The 16,290-nt window shown below is 70.9% G+C and carries 16 protein-coding genes; 2 read left to right on the top strand and 14 right to left on the bottom strand.

Features of this window, described 5'->3' with window-relative positions:
- Positions 1–65 precede the first annotated feature (65 nt).
- Positions 66–1,586, bottom strand: a complete 1,521-nt coding sequence (locus tag FHX46_RS05095; RefSeq protein WP_167111106.1) for an AMP-binding protein — start codon at positions 1,584–1,586, stop codon at positions 66–68.
- A 58-nt stretch (positions 1,587–1,644) separates the two neighbouring features.
- On the opposite strand from FHX46_RS05095, the gene FHX46_RS05090 reads away from it, so the two are divergent.
- The gene (locus FHX46_RS05090) at positions 1,645–2,229 is read left to right on the top strand and encodes a TetR/AcrR family transcriptional regulator (protein WP_167111104.1); all 585 of its coding nucleotides are present in this window, start codon (positions 1,645–1,647) and stop codon (positions 2,227–2,229) included.
- Positions 2,230–2,246: 17 nt separating this feature from the next.
- Here the strand turns inward: FHX46_RS05090 and FHX46_RS05085 are convergent, their stop codons facing one another.
- The 9 genes from FHX46_RS05085 to FHX46_RS05045 form a co-directional block, all read right to left on the bottom strand.
- Entirely contained in the window at positions 2,247–3,428 is a 1,182-nt protein-coding gene (locus tag FHX46_RS05085) for a GNAT family N-acetyltransferase (protein ID WP_167111102.1), read from the bottom strand.
- Complete coding sequence (locus FHX46_RS05080; protein WP_167111100.1) at positions 3,421–4,344, bottom strand: SDR family NAD(P)-dependent oxidoreductase; 924 nt, start codon at positions 4,342–4,344, stop codon at positions 3,421–3,423. Before FHX46_RS05080 ends, FHX46_RS05085 begins: the two co-directional genes overlap by 8 nt.
- Positions 4,341–4,757 carry a Zn-ribbon domain-containing OB-fold protein gene (locus tag FHX46_RS05075; protein WP_167111098.1) on the bottom strand — a complete coding sequence of 139 codons (417 nt, stop codon included), beginning with the start codon at positions 4,755–4,757 and terminating at the stop codon, positions 4,341–4,343. The genes FHX46_RS05080 and FHX46_RS05075 overlap by 4 nt, the downstream gene beginning before the upstream one ends.
- Positions 4,750–5,901: a thiolase C-terminal domain-containing protein gene (locus FHX46_RS05070; RefSeq protein WP_167111096.1), complete on the bottom strand. Its 1,152-nt coding sequence runs from the start codon at positions 5,899–5,901 to the stop codon at positions 4,750–4,752. The genes FHX46_RS05075 and FHX46_RS05070 overlap by 8 nt, the downstream gene beginning before the upstream one ends.
- 146 nt (positions 5,902–6,047) lie before the next feature.
- Entirely contained in the window at positions 6,048–7,457 is a 1,410-nt protein-coding gene (locus FHX46_RS05065) for an amino acid permease (protein ID WP_167111095.1), read from the bottom strand.
- A 328-nt stretch (positions 7,458–7,785) separates the two neighbouring features.
- A complete protein-coding gene (locus tag FHX46_RS05060; protein ID WP_167111093.1) occupies positions 7,786–8,979 on the bottom strand; it encodes an NAD(P)/FAD-dependent oxidoreductase in 1,194 nt (397 codons plus the stop codon).
- On the bottom strand, positions 8,976–9,185 hold the full coding sequence (locus tag FHX46_RS05055) for a ferredoxin (protein ID WP_167111091.1): 210 nt from the start codon (positions 9,183–9,185) through the stop codon (positions 8,976–8,978). Before FHX46_RS05055 ends, FHX46_RS05060 begins: the two co-directional genes overlap by 4 nt.
- An 8-nt stretch (positions 9,186–9,193) precedes the next feature.
- Complete coding sequence (locus tag FHX46_RS28965) at positions 9,194–10,132, bottom strand: pyridoxamine 5'-phosphate oxidase family protein (protein ID WP_313886029.1); 939 nt, start codon at positions 10,130–10,132, stop codon at positions 9,194–9,196.
- A gap of 79 nt (positions 10,133–10,211) precedes the next feature.
- Entirely contained in the window at positions 10,212–10,676 is a 465-nt protein-coding gene (locus FHX46_RS05045; RefSeq protein ID WP_167111087.1) for a VOC family protein, read from the bottom strand.
- Positions 10,677–10,813: 137 nt separating this feature from the next.
- On the opposite strand from FHX46_RS05045, the gene FHX46_RS05040 reads away from it, so the two are divergent.
- Entirely contained in the window at positions 10,814–11,416 is a 603-nt protein-coding gene (locus FHX46_RS05040; protein ID WP_167111085.1) for a CGNR zinc finger domain-containing protein, read from the top strand.
- Positions 11,417–11,470: 54 nt separating this feature from the next.
- Here FHX46_RS05040 and FHX46_RS05035 read toward each other — a convergent pair whose 3' ends face one another.
- From FHX46_RS05035 to FHX46_RS05020, 4 genes are read right to left on the bottom strand one after another with little or no spacing between them, the layout of a single operon-like run.
- On the bottom strand, positions 11,471–12,547 hold the full coding sequence (locus FHX46_RS05035; protein WP_167111083.1) for a Gfo/Idh/MocA family protein: 1,077 nt from the start codon (positions 12,545–12,547) through the stop codon (positions 11,471–11,473).
- On the bottom strand, positions 12,544–13,593 hold the full coding sequence (locus tag FHX46_RS05030) for an ABC transporter permease (protein WP_167111081.1): 1,050 nt from the start codon (positions 13,591–13,593) through the stop codon (positions 12,544–12,546). The genes FHX46_RS05035 and FHX46_RS05030 overlap by 4 nt, the downstream gene beginning before the upstream one ends.
- Positions 13,590–15,119 (bottom strand): sugar ABC transporter ATP-binding protein, encoded by a 1,530-nt coding sequence (locus tag FHX46_RS05025; RefSeq protein WP_167111079.1) that lies wholly within the window; start codon positions 15,117–15,119, stop codon positions 13,590–13,592. The genes FHX46_RS05030 and FHX46_RS05025 overlap by 4 nt, the downstream gene beginning before the upstream one ends.
- A complete protein-coding gene (locus FHX46_RS05020) occupies positions 15,116–16,288 on the bottom strand; it encodes a sugar ABC transporter substrate-binding protein (protein ID WP_167111077.1) in 1,173 nt (390 codons plus the stop codon). Before FHX46_RS05020 ends, FHX46_RS05025 begins: the two co-directional genes overlap by 4 nt.
- Between the last annotated feature and the right edge of the window lie 2 nt (positions 16,289–16,290).

Raw genomic sequence — 16,290 nt, 5'->3', positions numbered from 1 at the left:
AGGGCGCACCGCTCAGCGGCCCGGAGGAGGTTCCTCCGGGCCGCTGAGGCGTGCGGGCGGGCGGATCAGGCGGAACCCGTGCGTTCCGCGAGGAGGGCGGACCGGCGCAGCTTCCCGGCTTCGTCGCGCGGGACCCGGGCGATGAGCTCGTAGGTCTTCGGCAGCTTGTAGGCCGCCAGCTGGCCGCGCATGAACTCGCTCAGCGCCTCGGCCGTCAGGGACGAGCCGTCGGCGGGCTGCACCACCGCGTGCACCGTCTGACCCCACTCCGGGTGCGGCAGGCCGATGACAGCGGCGTCGGCCACCTCGGGGTGTTCCAGCAGCGCCTCCTCCACCTCCGCGGGGAAGATGTTGGCACCGCCGGAAATGATCAGATCCACCCGCCGGTCGGCGATGTAGAGGTACCCCTCGTCGTCGACGCGGCCGAAGTCCCCCACCGTGATGAAACCGTCGCTGGTGGACGGAGCGGGCTCGCTGCCGCGGTACTCGTAGGTGGGGCCCGGGTAGTGCGGTCGCATGTAGATCATGCCCACCTCGCCGGCCGGCAGCTCGCGCTGGTCGTCGTCGAGGATGCGCAGATCGCACCCGAGCGGCTTGCCGACGCTGCCTTCGTGCGCGAGCCACTCGTCGCCGGTGATCGCCGAGGCGCCGATGGCCTCGGTGGCGCCGTAGAGCTCGCGCACCCGGGACGGGCCGAGCAGGTCCATCCACTGCTTCTTCAGCCACCGCGGGCAGGACGCCGCGCCGTGGAACAGCGACTCGATGCTGGACCAGTCGCGGTCGGCGACACCGTCCAGCCGCATGATCCGCATCATCATGGTGGGGACGGCGAACATGAAGTTCACGCCGTACCGTTCCACGCAGTCGACGACCATCTCCGGGGTGAACCGCTCCAGGACGACGAGGTGGTGGCCGAAGAACAACCCCCAGTACCCCCAGCCGAAGGGCGCGTTGTGGTACAGCGGGCCGGCGACCAGCTGGGTCTGGTCGTGCCGGAACCCGATGGTGCGGGCCAGCGGTTCGAGCGCGTGACCGTCAGCGGTGCCCGCCACGGCCCCGGGATTGCCCCATGGCAAGGGATCGAAGATGAGCTTGGGCACGCCGGTGGAGCCGCCGGAGCACACGGCCTTGCCCGGCCGGGCGTCGGCGAGCTGCCAGTCCGGGTCCTGCCGGGTCTCGATTTCCGCCGGGGTGAGGCACTCGTAGCCGGGCACCGGATCGAGCGAGACGACCACGTCGGGTTTCGCCAGGCGCAGGATCTGCTCGCGTTCCCGGGCCGGCATGTCCGAGCGGAGCGGCACCACGCAGGCGCCGAGCTTCCACACGGCCACGGTGGTCAGCACGTGCTCGACCGAGTTGCGCAGTTTCACCACGACCAGGCTGTCCGGACCGACGCCCCGCGCCGCGAGGCCCGAGGCGAAGGAGTCGCTGCGCGCGTCCAGCTCCCGCCACGTCAGTTCGACAGCCGCGCCGTCCGGGTGGGTGACGAACGTCAGCGCCACGTCGTCCGGGCGGGACGTCGCCAGGTGCCGGATGCGCTCGCCGTAGGAGACGTAGTGGTCGAACGCGAGGCGGTGCGGTGTCATGCGATCTTCTCCTCATCTGTGAGCGAGCGCTTGTTATTGATGCTGGTACGATGCGGTTGTGCCCCGTCCGACCCGTGTCCACGAAATCGTCGCCGCCGCCACGAAGTTGTTCAGCGAACTGGGGTTCCAGGGAACGTCGGTGCGGGCGATCGCCGAGGCGGCCGGCATGCAGTCGGGCGGGCTCTACTCGCACTTCCCCTCCAAAGAGGCGCTGCTGCACCACATCGTGATCGAGACGCACAAGCGCCAGCGGGCCGCTGTCGTCGAGGTCCAGGAGAGCGACCTCGAACCGGAGGCGAAGTTCCGGGCCGCCTTCCTGGCGCACGTGTCGTCCAACTTCGAGGTGGGCGCGGCGTCGGCCCCGCGGATCTTCCTGACCGAGTGGCGGCACCTGACCGGCCAGGAGCTCGAGGACGTGCTCGACCAGCGGCGGGCGTACGAGCAGCTCTGGGACGACATCATCGGCGAAGCGATCGACGCCGGGGTGTTCCGCAAGAACATGGACCCGCACACCGCGCGCCTGATCACGCTGTCGGTCGGGAACTGGGCGATCATGTGGTTCAACCCGAAGGGCCGCCAGTCGGTCCGGGAGGTGTTCGGCAAGGTGGCCGACGAGATGCTCCAGGGGTTCCTCGCCCCCTGACCGCCACGCGGGCCACGTCAGAAGTGCTCGAACAGCCATGGACTGGGGCCCGCGAACAGGGCGTCGAGATGGTCCACGGCCGCTGCGGAGCGCGCCTTGAGCTGCCCCATCGCCAGTGCCTCCTGCGCGGTCGACCGGCCGGTGAAGAGGGCCGCGAACGCGCGGGCCGCCACCGTCACGTCCGGCTCGGTGCCGGCTTCCCCGACCTGGCACCGGCCGTCCCGCACTACGAGTCCCAGGCTGCGGGCGGGAGCACCCGTCTCGAGCTGGATGCCCAGCGTGAGGGTCAGGTCCAGGGTGGTGTGGTAGCCGCGCGCGGTGAGCGCGGCCGGGTGGTCGAGGATCTTCGTCATCCACGGGTGGACCCAGTCCATCGCCACCGGGGCGTCGAAGAAGGTCGCCAGCCCGTCCGACGGACCGCCGAACCAGGAGATCTCCTCGCCCGGCGACCCGGCCTGCGCGAGGGCGTGCAGCAGGGCGCGGGCCGCCGGGACCGTCGTCCACACGATCTCGCGCGCCCGGACCCGGTGCCGGAAGGTGAACTCGCCGAGCGGTGCGCTCACCTGGTCCCACAGCGCGTAGCCGGTCACCGCGTCCTGTCGGACGGCGACCACCGCGAACGTCTCGCCGGAGTGCACGCGGGGCAGGATGTGGCTCCGCCACCAGGCCGCATCCCGGTGGATCGGACCGTTGCTGCGCCGGACGAGCGCGTCGTACACCTCGGCGAGCCGGTCCGCATCGCTCGCGGTGAACCAGCGGATGTCGTCCATCTCCTGGCCGGGCCGCAGAGCCCGGGGCGACACGTGGTGCCGGTACCGGAAGCCGCTGACCTCGAACCCGGCCCGGCGGTACGGCGCCACGGCGGACGGGGTCAGGGTGGCGATGGCGGCCCCGGCCCCGGCGTGGTGCGCGAGGACGGGGCCGAGCAGGTGCGCCATGACCCCGCCGCCGCGGCGCGTGAGGTCGACCATGACCGACGAGATCGTGACTCCCGGGACGGGCCGGCCCCCGAACCACTGCCCGCACGGCCGGGCCAGCAGCGCGGCCACCGGGCTCCCGTCGAGCTCGAGGACGTGGCCGTACTCCAACCACAGGGCCATGTCCACCGGTGCGGAAAAGCTCTGGTGCCGTAGCCGCGCTATCACCGCTTCGTCGTCGGGGCGGGCGGGACGGACCAGCGGGGTTCCCGGGCTACCCATCGGCACGCGCCTCCTTCTCGACCGTGTCCAGGAAGTCCATCGCCGTCGGCCACCGGGTCAGTTCCGGGCCGATCTGCCGCTCCAGGTCGTCGGCCGTCCAGCGGCCGTTCGTGGTGAACCGCTTGAGCACGGTGGGCGGCGCGAAGAGGCGCACCTCGTTGCCGACGACGTGGAAGACCTGACCGGTGACCCGGCAGCGGGGGGACGCGAGCCACCCGACCACCGGGGAGACGTTGGCCGGGTCCCAGAAGTCGGAGTCGTCGCCGCCCATCGGGGGGAACTGCTTGGCCGAGGGCATGGCTTTCAGGGTCGTCTCGGTGCGCGCCGAGGGCGCGATGACGTTCGACCGCACCCCCAGCTGTGCACCCTCGAGCGCGAGGACCGCGGACAGCGCGACGATGCCCAGCTTGGTGGCGGTGTAGTTGCCCTGGCCGAAGTTGGCCATCAGGCCGCCGATGGAGCTGGTGTGCACGATCGCGCCCGGCGCCGGCGCTCCGGTCCTCTTCGCCTGCTTCCGCCAGTGGGCCATGGCGTGGACGGCCGGGGCGGCGTGGCCCTTCAGGTTCACGCGGACGACGTCGTCCCACTCGGATTCGGCCATGCGAGCCATTGTCCGGTCCCGCACGATCCCCGCATTGTTGACCAGGATGTCGAGCCGCCCGAACGCGTCCACGCAGGTGTCCACCAGGTCGCTTGCGTGGGTCCAGCTGGAGATGTCGCCGTGGTCGCTCACGGCGCGGCCACCCCGCGCGGTGATTTCACCGGCCACGTCGTCGGCCCGCCATCCGGTACCGGCCCGCCCGACGTCGTTCACCACCACGGCGGCACCCAGGCTCGCGAGGTGCAGGGCATGGCTGCGGCCCAGGCCGCTGCCCGCACCGGTGACGATCGCGGCCAGCCCGGCGAGCGGCTTCATGACACCACCTCAGCGGCGTCGGCGAGGCTGCCGGCCGGGGCGAAGGACAGGACGGGGCGCGCGCCACCGTCGCCCGGCTGCCAGCGAGCTGCCACCCGGTCACCGATGGCGGCGTCGTCGGGGACGGCCGCGAGCAGCCGCGGGCCCTCGTCCAGTTCGACCAGCCCGACGCTGTACGGCGGGGGCAGGTCGGCGCGCACGGGCAGGTGGACCGTCACGCACGAGTACACCGTGCCCAGGCCGGGTGTCTCGGCCCAGGTCAGGTCCGTGGAGTCGCAGGCCAGGCAGAACGGCCGCGGGTACAGCTGGCTGTGGCCGCAGGCCGCGCAGCGCTGCACGACCAGTTTCCCGTCGGCGGCCGCTGTCCAGAACGCCGCCGTCGTCGGATCGAGGATGTCGTCGTTGTCAGTCATTCGTGAGCACCACCGTCGAGCTGTACGAGCACAAGCCACCAATTCCGTTGACGAGCGCGGTTTTCGGCGCGGGGTTCACCTGGCGGTCACCGGCTTCGCCACGCAGTTGCCGGACGGCCTCGATGACCAGGAAGATCCCGAACGCCCCCGGGTGCGTGTAAGACAAACCACCGCCGGACGTCATGGCCGGCAGCTTTCCGCCGGGCCGCAGATGTCCCTGCGCGAACATTTCCCCACCGGCGCCTTTTTCGCAGAAGCCGAGATCCTCGAGCTGGAGGATCGGCGTGATCGTGAACGCGTCGTAGGGCTGGAAGATGTCCACGTCCTCCGGCCCGATGCCCGCCATTTCGTAGGCTTGGCGCCCGGACCGGACGGCGGCCGTCGAGGTGATGTCCCGGCGCTGGTGCGGATGCCAGTGGGTGTGGCTCTCCCCCCAGCCCCGGATGCCGACCGGCGGGCGCTTCGCGGCGCGGGCGCGCTCGGCCGTGGTGACGACGATGGCGCCGCCCCCGTCGGTGATGGGACAGCAGTCCAGTTTTTTGATCGGGCCGCAGATGCGGTCCGAGGCGAGGACGTCCGCAACGGTGAGCGGGTCGCGGCGCCAGGCTTTCGGGTTGAGGCGGGCCCATTCGCGCCCGGTGACGGCGACGGAGGCGAGCTGTTCCTCGGTGGTGCCGTACTCGTACATGTGCCGGGCCGTGACGAGAGCGAAGTGACCGATGGGGACCGGCACCCCGGCCGGCTGGTCGAACTGCGCGGTGATCGACTCGGGTGGCGGCGGAGCGAGGACGTGCGCCCGGGAGCGTTTCCGCAGGGTGCGCTGACGGGACGCGTACGCGAGCAGTGCCACCTCGCACTGACCGGCCGCGATCGCCGCCATGGCGTGCCCGATGAACCCCACCCACGAGCCGCCACCCAGGTCCGAGGAGTCGGCGTGGCTGGGCTCGATGCCGAGGTACTCGCCGAGCTGCACCGAGCCTTCCTCGCCGAGGTAGTTGACGAACAACCCGTCGACCTCGGTGCGCGCGATGCCCGCCTCGTCGAGCGCGGCCATGGCGGCGAGCGCGATCATGGATGGTTCGGATTGGTCGGTGACGTGCCCGAGCGGGCTTTCCGCCACGCCCGCGATGCAGAACTCCGGCATTTCCTTCCCCTCTGGGACGGGTCGCCCCTTCGTCAAGTGGATCCGCAGCGGGTCGCATTCAAAGCGAACGCTCGCTTTGTAATATGGCACGGCCTTCGGGCCGGTGTCAACGCATTCCCGGCGCAGTCAGGGTTTTCCGGTGGATCTCAGGAGTTGCGTGCGCGCTTTCGCACCGCGGCGAGGATTCCGTACGCGCACAGCACGACGGCGAGCGCCACCAGGCTCAGCGCGGCCTGGATGCGGGTGTCGGAGTGCACGAGCATGACGACGTCGGTCGCCACGAGCGCCAGCGCGCAGAGCGCGGCGAACCACGGGTGGCACCACATCCGGACGGGCAGCCGCGCCACCTCGTCCGCGGACAACCGCGCCCGCATCCGCAGCTGCGACAGGCAGATGAAGGCGTAGACGATCAGCGCCACCGCCCCCGCCGAGTCGAGGATGAAGGCGAACGCCTTCTCGGAGGCGAAGAAGTTGATGGCCGCGCCGAGGACGCCGCCGCTCCCGCTCAGGAGCACCGCCCGCCAGGGCACACCTCGCCGGTTGCGGGTGGTGACCGAGGCCGGTGCCCAGCCGTTCGCCGACAGGCGGAAGAGCGTCCGGGAACACGCGTAGATCGACGAATTGACGATCGACAGCACCGCGACGAGCAGCACGACATCGACGATCTGGGCGGAGAACGGAATGCCGAACCGGCTGAACGCGGCCGCGAACGGACTCGAATCCGTGGGCAGCTCCGAGAACGGGAGCACGAGCAGGAGGGCCACCACCGACCCGACGAAGAACAACACGATGCGCCAGGCGGCCAGGCGCGTGGTGCGCACGACCGCGCGCCCCGGATCCTCGGACTCCGCCGACGCGATCACCGCGATCTCGGTGCCGAAGTACGACAGGACCGCCGTCACCACACCGCGGACAACCGGCTCGAACCCGTTCACCAGGAACGGCGCGTGCCCGAGGTTGGACACGCCGACGAAGTGCGCGCCGGGCAGGAGGCCGAGCACGAACAGCACCGCACCGACGACGAGAACGACGATCGTGCCGACCTTGACGCTGGCGAGGAAGAACTCGGACTCGCCGAAACTGCGCGCCGAGTACGTGTTCACCCCGACGAACACGACCATGATCACGAGCGAGCAGATCCAGCTCGGGATGCCGAGCCAGCCGCCGACGATCTGCCCGGCGACGACCGCTTCGAAGGCGATCACCCCGACGAAGAAGTACCAGTACATCCAGCCGACGCTGAAACCGGCCCAGGCCCCGAGGCTCTCCCGGGCGTAGTCGACGAACGACCCGAGATCGGGACGCGCGGTGGCCATCTCGCCGAGCATCCGCATGACGAAGAAGACGATGACCCCGCCGATGACGTAGGACAGGATGGCGCCGGCCCCCGCCGAGCGGACCACCTCGCCGATGCCCACGAACAGCGAGGCACCGATGCAGCCGCCGATGGCCAGCAGGGTGACGTGACGGTTCTTCAGCCGCTCGCGGCGGGAGCCACTTCGTGGCCATTCGCCCCGGGGCGGTGACGAAGGCTTGGCTGATGTCGACTCTGACACCACGGACCTCCTGACTGGTTCCGGATCGGGCCTGCGAGCCGCCACCCGGCGCCGTTCCCGGTGTGGGGCACGAGAGCGGGACGGACCGGGCTCGCCGCCGGGGTGGGGATGCCGGCGGACCGAGCGGGAGCCCGGCGTCCGCCGCGAACCTGCACGGGCGTCCCGGCCGGGCCCGGGTGGCTTGCATCACAGCACGCTAGCTCCCGCCGCAAAAGAAAGCAAGCGATCGCCCAGTTTGCGCGAGCCGACGGCAGCTACGCCCGGTCAAGGCTGACACGAAAAAGGCCCGCGCTCCACCGAGCGCGAGCCTCAGCCACCGTCCCGGCGCTCACCGTCCTTCGAGGTCAGCGGCGAGTTGCGCGCGATAAGCCGCGATGCGGGCCACCCGGTTGCCGGTCAGCGCGCCGATCAGCCGGCCCTGCCGGAAGTAGGCGACATCCAGACGGCGCGCGCCGAGGTCGTACTCGCGCACGTCCGCCGAGTCGGCGAGCGCGGGCAGCCCGACCGACCGGAACTTGACGTCGTACTGGTCCGACCAGAACGAGGGCACCGGGCGGTAGCTCGCGGGCGCTCCTGGGAAGAGCAGTGAGTGCGCGGCGGTTTCCGCCTGTTCCGCGGCGTGGCTCCAGTGCCCCAGGGTGACGCCCGGAGCGTCCGCCCAGGGGTGCGGCCAGCGGGTGACGTCCCCGGCGGCGACCACGCCGGGGGCGGGAGTGCCGTCCCGGCGGAGTACGCGGGCGTGCCGGTCGCAGCGGACTCCGGCGGTGATGTCCAACCCGGAACCAGCCAGCCAGCCGGTAGCGGGCGCCGAGCCCAGGGCAACCACCGCGGCGGTCGCGGGCACCTCCGTGCCGTCGGAGAGCCGGGCTCCGGTGAGCTTGCGGACGCCCTCCAGCGACACGACCTTGGTCGAGGTCCGCAGGTCCACCCCGGCCTGCCGGTGGAGTGCCGCGACGAATTCACCCGCCGCTTCGCCGACGGCACGATGCAGGGGTTGCGGCGCCGGGTCGACCACGGTGACGTCGACGCCGGCGCCTCGCGCGGTCGCGGCGACCTCGCTACCGACGAACCCGGCCCCGATCACCAGCAGCCTGCCGTCCCGCCGCAGTGCTGCCCGCAGGCTCCGGGCGTCGTCCAGGCCACGCAGGGTGTGGACACCGGCAGGCGCTGCGGGCCACGGCCGGGCCGTGGACCCGGTGGCGATGACGAGGCCGTCGAACGGGAAGCGGGTGCCGTCGTCGACCTCGACCGTGCGCGCGGCGAGGTGCAGCCGGGTCGCCCGGCGGCCGAGCTGCCAGGTGATGCCGAGGCCGGCGACGGGCAAGGGCAGGTCCGCACCGTCGGTCCCGCCGGCGAGGAACTCCTTGGACAGCGGCGGGCGATCGTACGGGAGATGTGGTTCGTCCCCGATGACCGTCAGGCGGCCGTCGTACCCGTGCTTGCGCAGCGCCGCACACGCCCGCAGCCCGGCGAGCGAAGCCCCGACGACGAGGATGCCGTGCTCGTCGAACCGAGCACTCATGCGGCTGCGTCACCGGTGGCGGCTTCGATGCGGATGGCCCGAACCGGGCAGGCCGCGGCTGCCTTCTCCACGGCGTCGCGCAGGCTTTCGTCCGCGGTTTCCGCGTGGACGAGGTTGTCGTCGTCGTCGAAGGAAAAGATCGCGGGCGCGGCGAAGACGCACTGCCCGTGGCTCTCGCACAGATCCATGTCCACCTGGATTTTCATGACCGTCCTCATGGTTTCGCCGGCCCGGGCGACGCGGGCCGGACGGCTTGCGGGTTGAAGCGTGAATAGACCGGCGCGCTCCAGCGCAACGGGCTGGAGCCGCGGATTTCGACGACCTCGCTGATCGTGAACTCGACCAGGCGCTGTGCGCCGGGGACGGCTGCGGCCCGGTCCGGGTCCCAGTCCACCCGCGCGGTTCCGGTGAGCTGGAGGGTGGCGCCGGTGTCCCAGTCCGGGAAGAGCAGCCCCGCCACGGGGTTGACCTCGATGTTGCCGAGCGTTCCGAACATCGCGTTGCCGACGTAGTCCGGCCAGCGAAGCGCGGTGGGCGACAGCACCTCGACGAAGCCCGGATTGCCCCCGCGGTGCGAGGCGTCGGCGTTGCCGTCCCGGTCCGCGGTCGCGACGAAGAAGGTGTCGGCGCGGGTGATCAGGTCGAGGTGGCTGTCCTGGAGCCGGTCGGTGCGCAACGGGGCGGCAGGGTCACCCGGATCCCGGCGCGGCGCCCGTTTCTGGATGTACTTGGGGCAGTTGGCGTACACCTGGTCGAGGTCCACGCGGATTCCGGCCCCGGTCGTGGTGGCGCGGCCGTTCATCCGCATGCGACGACGACTGGCGGGCTCGATGGCGATCATGCCCACCGGCACGGCTTCGCCGGAATCCGCGAGCAGGGGCCGAAGCGGGTCACCGGCAGCGGGATGCGCATCGACGACCAGGCTCCGGTCGCCATCGGCCCGGAGGAAACCGGCCGTTCCGGTGAGGAGGGAAGCCCACACCCGCCCCTGCCGATCGGTCGCGCCCAGCACCAGCATGACTTGTTGCCGGAGGAAGTCCCGGGCCACGTCCGGAATCCGGGCGTGGATGGCGCCCGAGGAGAAACCCGCTTGGTCGAGCACACCCGCTCGGGCCTGAACGGCCCGTTCACCCTCGTGGTAGACGTCTGTCACGGCGACGTGTCCTTTTCGTTGGCGCATCCGGGAGTCGGGCCGGTTGCCCGTGGAGCAGAGCACCGGCCCGACGGATCGATCAGAAGAATCCGCAGGTGGGCGCGGCTCCGGCCGGCGCCGGGGCGGTGTCCGCGCCGGTCGGGGCGTAGATCTCCAGGCGGATGCCGTCCGGATCGCTGAAGAAGATGCCACCGGAGGCCGCGCCCTCGCCGTGCGGCACGACGCCGTCGTACTGGAAGGCGGCGTTCCGCTCGCGCAGGACCCGCTCCGCGGCCTGGACCTCCTCGATCGTCTCCACCTGGAAGGACAGGTGGTGGAGTCCGGCCGAAGACGCCGCGAAGCCGGCGTCGCCCTGCTGCCACAGGGTCACCAGGAGTTGCCCGTCGCGCCCGAGGAACGCCCAGCGCCGGTCCTCCTCCTTGCCCTCGGCGAGCACCTCGAATCCGAACACGTCGAGGTAGAACGGCAGCGATCGCTCGATGTCGGTCACGGTGAGGCCGACGTGCCCCGTCTGGAGCGCCTTGATGCCCGGGGTCTGTCCCATCACATTCCTCCTGAGTCGCAGTTCTAACCAGTGATCGGAAGATTAAAGGTTAGACCCGATGGTGTCAACCACCGTAATCGTCTTGGCCGGTTAGACTGGACCTTGTCGCGGGTGATCACCGAGAAGGAGGCCGGACCGTGTCGGGACGTCCAAGCCAGGAAGCCGCCGCGGACCCGCGTCCGCTGACGGGCGAGCCGCTCTCCCTGGATCTGCTGAACACGCGGTGGATCGACCAGGGCACTCGCTACGACCTGCTGGAGTCGGTCGACGGACTCGCCGTCTGGCTGCGGTCCTCGGGCTTGGCGGACCGGGTCGCCGCCACCCCAGAAGCCCTGGACGCGCTGCGGGAAGTCCGGGAAGCGCTGTGGTCGCTGGCGGAGCGCGAAGACGACTCCGGCGAGGCACGCGCGGCGCTCAACCGGACGCTGGGCCACGGCTGGATCCGCCGCTCCCTCGGCCCCGGCGGCCCGGAGTCCGAAGTGGACACCAACCCGCCCGGTCATCTCCCGGCCTGGCTCGCCGCCGCCGACTACCTGCGCCTGCTGGAGGAGGCCCCGGCGCGCATCCGGCGCTGCGCGAACCCGGACTGCGTGCTGCACTTCTACGACGTGTCGAAGAACGGCACCCGGCGCTGGTGCTCCATGGCGGGCTGCGGCAACCGCGCCAAGGCGTCCCGCCACTACCAGCGACGCCGGGAACCCCGGACCACCGGCACGGGGAGCACCGGCCCCCACCGTTGACAAAGGCTCGCGCTCCGTCCGAGCGCGAGCCTTGTGTCTGGAGAAGGAACCGGGTCAGGACCCGCCACGGGCGGCGACCGGCGCGGGCCTGGCGCACCTGCTGGCCAATTCCACCCGGTTACCGGTGCGGGCGGCCTCTCCGATGCCGCACATGATGTCCAGAACGTGGTAGGCCATCTCGGACCCGGTGCGATGTGGACGTCCGGCAGCGATCGCGTCGGCGAGGTCCGCCAGGCCGGTTCCTCTCCCGGTCGGCAGTCCCGCCAGCGGCGCCACCGTCCGCCAGACCGCCGTCGGACCGGTGCCGAGCCTGACCGGTCCGTCGAACTTGTCAGGATCGGGAACCTCGAGCGTGGCGTCGGTTCCGTGGATCTCGATGTGCGGCAGCCGGGACGCGGTGACGTCGAAGGTGAGCAGGCAGGACACGAGCGGCCCGGATGCCAGTTCCAGGATGGCGGTCACGTAGGTGGGCACCTCGACGTCGATCGCGCCGCCCGCACGCGGACCGGTGGCGATGGTGCGCCGGGCGTGCGTGGTGCGGTCGGCGGCCCGCACCGCCCGCACGGGCCCGAGCAGCACGATGATCGCCGTGAGGTAGTAGGGACCCATGTCGTACAGGGGCCCGGCTCCGCGGCGGTAGTAGAAGCCGGGGTCCGGGTGCCACAGCTCGTGACCGGGGCAGCTGAAGGCGACCGTGGCGCCGACTGGTTCACCGATGACCCCGCGGTCGATCAGGTCGCGACAGGTCTGGATGCCCGGGCCGAGGAAGGTGTCCGGTGCGACACCGACCCGCAGCCCGGCCGCGCGGGCGGAGTCGAGGACCGACCGGGCCTCGGCCCGGTCGGTCGCGAGCGGTTTCTCGACGTAGGTGTGTTTGCCCGCGGCCAGCGCCGCGAGCGAAACCTCGGCGTGGGCGGCGGGATTGGTGAGGTTCAGGACGATGTCGACGTCTGGATGCGCGAGCAGCTCGGCGCCGTCCAGGGCCGGGACGCCGTGCGCGGCCGAGACCCGTTCCGCGCGCTCGGCGATCAGGTCAGTGCAGCCGACCAGCGTCAGCTCAGGCCGCACGCTGATCGTCTCCAGGTAGGCGCCGCTGATGGCACCGCAGCCCACGAGGCCGATGCCGGTCATGCGCCCGCGCTCGCTTCGTCGCGTGCGCTGCGGATGCGCACCAGCTGGGACAGGGTGACCGCGACGATGAGGGCGAGCCCGTAGAAGAGGTACTGGACATAGCCCTGCGCGCCGAGGAGCTGCAACCCGGTGATGCCGGTGACCAGGAAGTACACCGCGATGAGCGTCCCCCACGGGTTGAACCGGCCGGGCTGGATGCTGGTGGAGCCGAGGAACACGGCAGCGAAGGCCGGGAAGAGGAACTGGTCGCCGGAGGTGGGGTCAGCGCCGCCGAGCGTGCCGGTGTAGCACACACCCGCCAGCGCCGCGATGATCGCGGAGGCGACCAGAGCGCCGGCGCGGACACGCGTGACGCGGATGCCGCTCAGCCTGGCGACGTTGCGCCCGCGCCCGGTGAACAGGATCCGCCGCCCCAGCGGTGTGTACGCGAACAGGAACCAGATCGCGGCGCACAGCACCACGCCGAACCAGAACGCCGGTGCCAGCCCGAGGAAGGTGTCGAGCACGACGAGGTGGGACAGGGTGGGATCGACGCCGCTGATGGTGCGGCCGCCACTGATCGAGTACACAACCCCGGTCAGCACCGAGCTCATCCCGATCGTCACGATGAACGAGTTCAGCTCGAACCCCACGACGAGCAGCGCGTTGACGGAACCGACCACGATCGCCGCGCCCAGACTGGCGAGCGCCGCGAGCCACAGCGGCCAGCCGTGCGCGCCGTTGAGGACCGCGACCAGCATGCTGGACAGGGACAGCATCTGCGCCACGGAGATGTCGAAGTCGCCGGTCGACATGGGGATGAGCAACCCCAGCGCGAGCACGACGAGCACCGCCTGCGAACCGAAGATCGTCTGGAAGTTGGCCGTGGTCGCGAACGTCTCGGTCTGCCAGAGGCTGAACGCGACCACGATGGCCAGCCACGCCGCCGGCAGCGCGAGACCGCTCAGCCGGAGGGCGCGGTGCGCCCGCGCGCCGCGCGGTTCGCCGCCGTCCTGGGAATCCGTGGCGGCGACGCCGTCTTCCACCCGCTCCTGTACTCCGCTCACAGCTGGCCTCCTTGCCTCGGCTGCCCGGCGGTGGGCGAGCCGCCCTCGCCGGAGACGTACACCTCGTGCGCGATACGTGTCTTGGTGATCTCGTCACCGGTCAGCTCGGCCACCACACGACCGCCCGAGACGATCAGCACGCGGTCGGCGACGAGTTCGAGCTGCTCGTAGTCGGTCGTGGCGAGCACGACGCACGTACCGGCGCGCGCCTGCCGGCGCAGCAGCCGGAAGATCTCCTCCCGCGCGCCGATGTCGACGCCCTGCGTGGGTTCGTCGAGCAGCAGCAGCGCCGGATCGGCGTCGAACCACTTGGCGAGCAGGACCTTCTGCTGGTTGCCGCCACTGAGTGTCTGGTAGGGCACGAGCGGGTCGCGTGGCCGGACGTCGAACGCGTCGATCAGGCGCCGGGCCTTGTCCCGCATGGTCCGCGGGTGCAGCACCCCCCGCTTGCGGCACCGGTCCAGAGCGAGCAGCAGGAGGTTGTCCAGCACGGACAGCGATCCGGCACTGCCCTGGCCGGCGCGGTCGGCGGGGATCAGTCCGATGCCGCGGCGTACGGCCTCGGCCGGGGTGAGCCGCTCGAGCGCCTGGCCCCGTCCATTGAGGACGATCTTGCCGGAGGTCCGTCCGGTGGCGCCGAACAGGGCGTACGGCAGCTCCTCCGCGCCGCTGCCGATCAACCCGGTGAAGCCCACGATCTCACCGCGCCGCAGACTGACGTGCACGTCCCGCAGTCGTCCGCTGCACAGCCCTTCGACCCGGACCGCGACGTCGCCCGCCGCGGTGGTTTCGCGGCGGGGCGCGGCATCGAGCGTGTGCCCGGTGATGAGCTCGATCAGCCGGGGTTTGCCGGTGTCCCGGGTGCTGACGGTGGCCTGCTTGCGCCCGTCACGCAGGACGGTAACCCGGTCGGTCAGGCTGCACACCTCGTCCAGGTCGTGCGAGACGAACAGCACGCTCGCGCCCCTGCCGACGACTTCGCTGACGAGCTGGAACAGCGCCTCCACCCCTTCCCGGGGCAGGAACACCGTGGGCTCGTCGAGCACCAGCAACCCCGGGGCGTCGTCCAGGCGCCGGATCTGCTCCCCCGCCCGGACGATCGCCAGCCGCGCCCGGTCAGTCGGGTTGAGCGACCCCACTGTCGCGGCGGGATCGAGATCGACGCCGTAGCGCAGCAGGGTCGTCCGCGCCCGCTCACGCATCCGCCGGCCCGAGGTGAGGGCGGTCAGTGGCGCGCGGGTGAACGCGTGCATCCACAGGTTCTCCGCGACGGTGAGATCGCCGATGAGGGCCAGGTTCTGGTGCACGAAGCTGATCTCGCCATTGATCCGGACCTCGGCCGCGGGCTCAGGCGTGTAGTAGCCGGCCAGCACCTTGATCAGAGTCGACTTCCCGGAGCCGTTTTCCCCGATCAAGCCGTGCACCTCACCCGGCAGGACGTCGAGGCTCACGTCGTCGAGCGCGGGCACCCCGTTGAACCTGCGGGACACGTGGCGCAGCGACAGCACCGGCGCGCCGCTGGTCATCGCAGGGCCTCCGCCGGGACGGACCACAGTTTCGCGTAACCGTCGAGGTATCCGGTGCCGTACCCGTTGGCCGGGGTGGCCGGCACACCGGTTTCGGCGACGTTGTCCTTGGTGAAGATTCGCAGTGGTGTGCGCTCGTCGCCGCTCGCGACCGGCTGTGCGCCCACGAGCAGGCGCAGGCACTGGTCGAACATCGCCATCGCGTACCAGTCGAGGCTCTCACCGATGTCCATCCCGATTCCGCCCGACCGGACCAGGTCCAGGGCGGCCGGTGTGCCGTTGTACGTCGCGATGGGCGTCGTGCCGGTGCGGCCCTGCGCGAGCAGGCCGCTCACCACCGGCAGGGCCATGTTGTCGTAGAGCGGCAAGATGTAGTTCAGCGAGGGATCCCGGTTGAGCGCTGACTGCACCTCCGTGCGGAATTTGTCCCACTGGGTTGAGGGCAGCCGGATGAAGGTGGGGCGACAGCCCCCGGGGCAGAGCTGGCCGAGCGATTCGGTGATGCCCTGCTCACCGAACCGCGAACCCAGGAAGTCCGGTGTGGACAGCACGAGTGGCTTGAGCTTGTCCCCGAGCTGGCTGAACGCATACGTCGCCTGCAGCGCACCGGCCTGCCGGAACGGCTTGGTGACGACGGCGGACAACAGGCCGCGCACGTTCTCCGGTACCGTGTCCTGACTCTGGTACAGCAATCCGCTCACCACCTGGATACCCGCCGCCTTGGCACGGGTGAGCTGCGGGACGAGCAGGCCGGGGTCGGGGCTGTCGACGAGGATCACGTCGGGCCGCTGGGTGATCGCGGTGTCCAGTGCCTTCGCCCAGTCCGCAGGGGTGCCGTTGACCGAGAAGTCGATGAACTCGATGCCCAGCCGCGCCGCGGTCTTCTTCAGGGCAGCGGTGATGTTCTGCTGGTAAGCGAGCTGACTGGTGCCGGGGATGTGGGCGATGCGCTTGCCGCGCGCCTTGGCGGCGTCGATGACGGGCGCGTCGAGCGTGAACTCGGGCACGTTCATCGCTTCGGCGACCGTCCTCCTCGCCTCGGCGACACGGGGGTCGTCCGATCGGACGGTGTCGGCGGTGTTGCCCGCGGTGGACACCGTCCCGCAGGCGGTGGCGAGGACGGCGGTCAGGAGCGGCCACAGGAGCCGGGCCCGGTGATGACGACGCATGA

It is taken from the genome of Amycolatopsis viridis, from assembly GCF_011758765.1.
Taxonomy (GTDB): Bacteria; Actinomycetota; Actinomycetes; order Mycobacteriales; family Pseudonocardiaceae; genus Amycolatopsis_E; species Amycolatopsis_E viridis.
The sequence above is the reverse complement of the archived record's forward strand: the minus strand, read 5'-3'. Positions and strand labels throughout refer to the sequence as shown.

Bases quoted from the DNA above. Each gene is read 5' to 3' on its own strand.
- FHX46_RS05025 (WP_167111079.1), bottom strand. From the start codon at position 15,119: ATGACCAGCGGCGCGCCGGTGCTGTCGCTGCGCCACGTGTCCCGCAGG.
- FHX46_RS05075 (WP_167111098.1), bottom strand. From the start codon at position 4,757: ATGACTGACAACGACGACATCCTCGATCCGACGACGGCGGCGTTCTGG.
- FHX46_RS05045 (WP_167111087.1), bottom strand. From the start codon at position 10,676: ATGGGACAGACCCCGGGCATCAAGGCGCTCCAGACGGGGCACGTCGGC.
- FHX46_RS05070 (WP_167111096.1), bottom strand. From the start codon at position 5,901: ATGCCGGAGTTCTGCATCGCGGGCGTGGCGGAAAGCCCGCTCGGGCAC.
- FHX46_RS05035 (WP_167111083.1), bottom strand. From the start codon at position 12,547: ATGACCGGCATCGGCCTCGTGGGCTGCGGTGCCATCAGCGGCGCCTAC.
- FHX46_RS05020 (WP_167111077.1), bottom strand. From the start codon at position 16,288: ATGCGTCGTCATCACCGGGCCCGGCTCCTGTGGCCGCTCCTGACCGCC.
- FHX46_RS05055 (WP_167111091.1), bottom strand. From the start codon at position 9,185: ATGAAAATCCAGGTGGACATGGATCTGTGCGAGAGCCACGGGCAGTGC.
- FHX46_RS05095 (WP_167111106.1), bottom strand. From the start codon at position 1,586: ATGACACCGCACCGCCTCGCGTTCGACCACTACGTCTCCTACGGCGAG.
- FHX46_RS05080 (WP_167111100.1), bottom strand. From the start codon at position 4,344: ATGAAGCCGCTCGCCGGGCTGGCCGCGATCGTCACCGGTGCGGGCAGC.
- FHX46_RS05085 (WP_167111102.1), bottom strand. From the start codon at position 3,428: ATGGGTAGCCCGGGAACCCCGCTGGTCCGTCCCGCCCGCCCCGACGAC.
- FHX46_RS05060 (WP_167111093.1), bottom strand. From the start codon at position 8,979: ATGAGTGCTCGGTTCGACGAGCACGGCATCCTCGTCGTCGGGGCTTCG.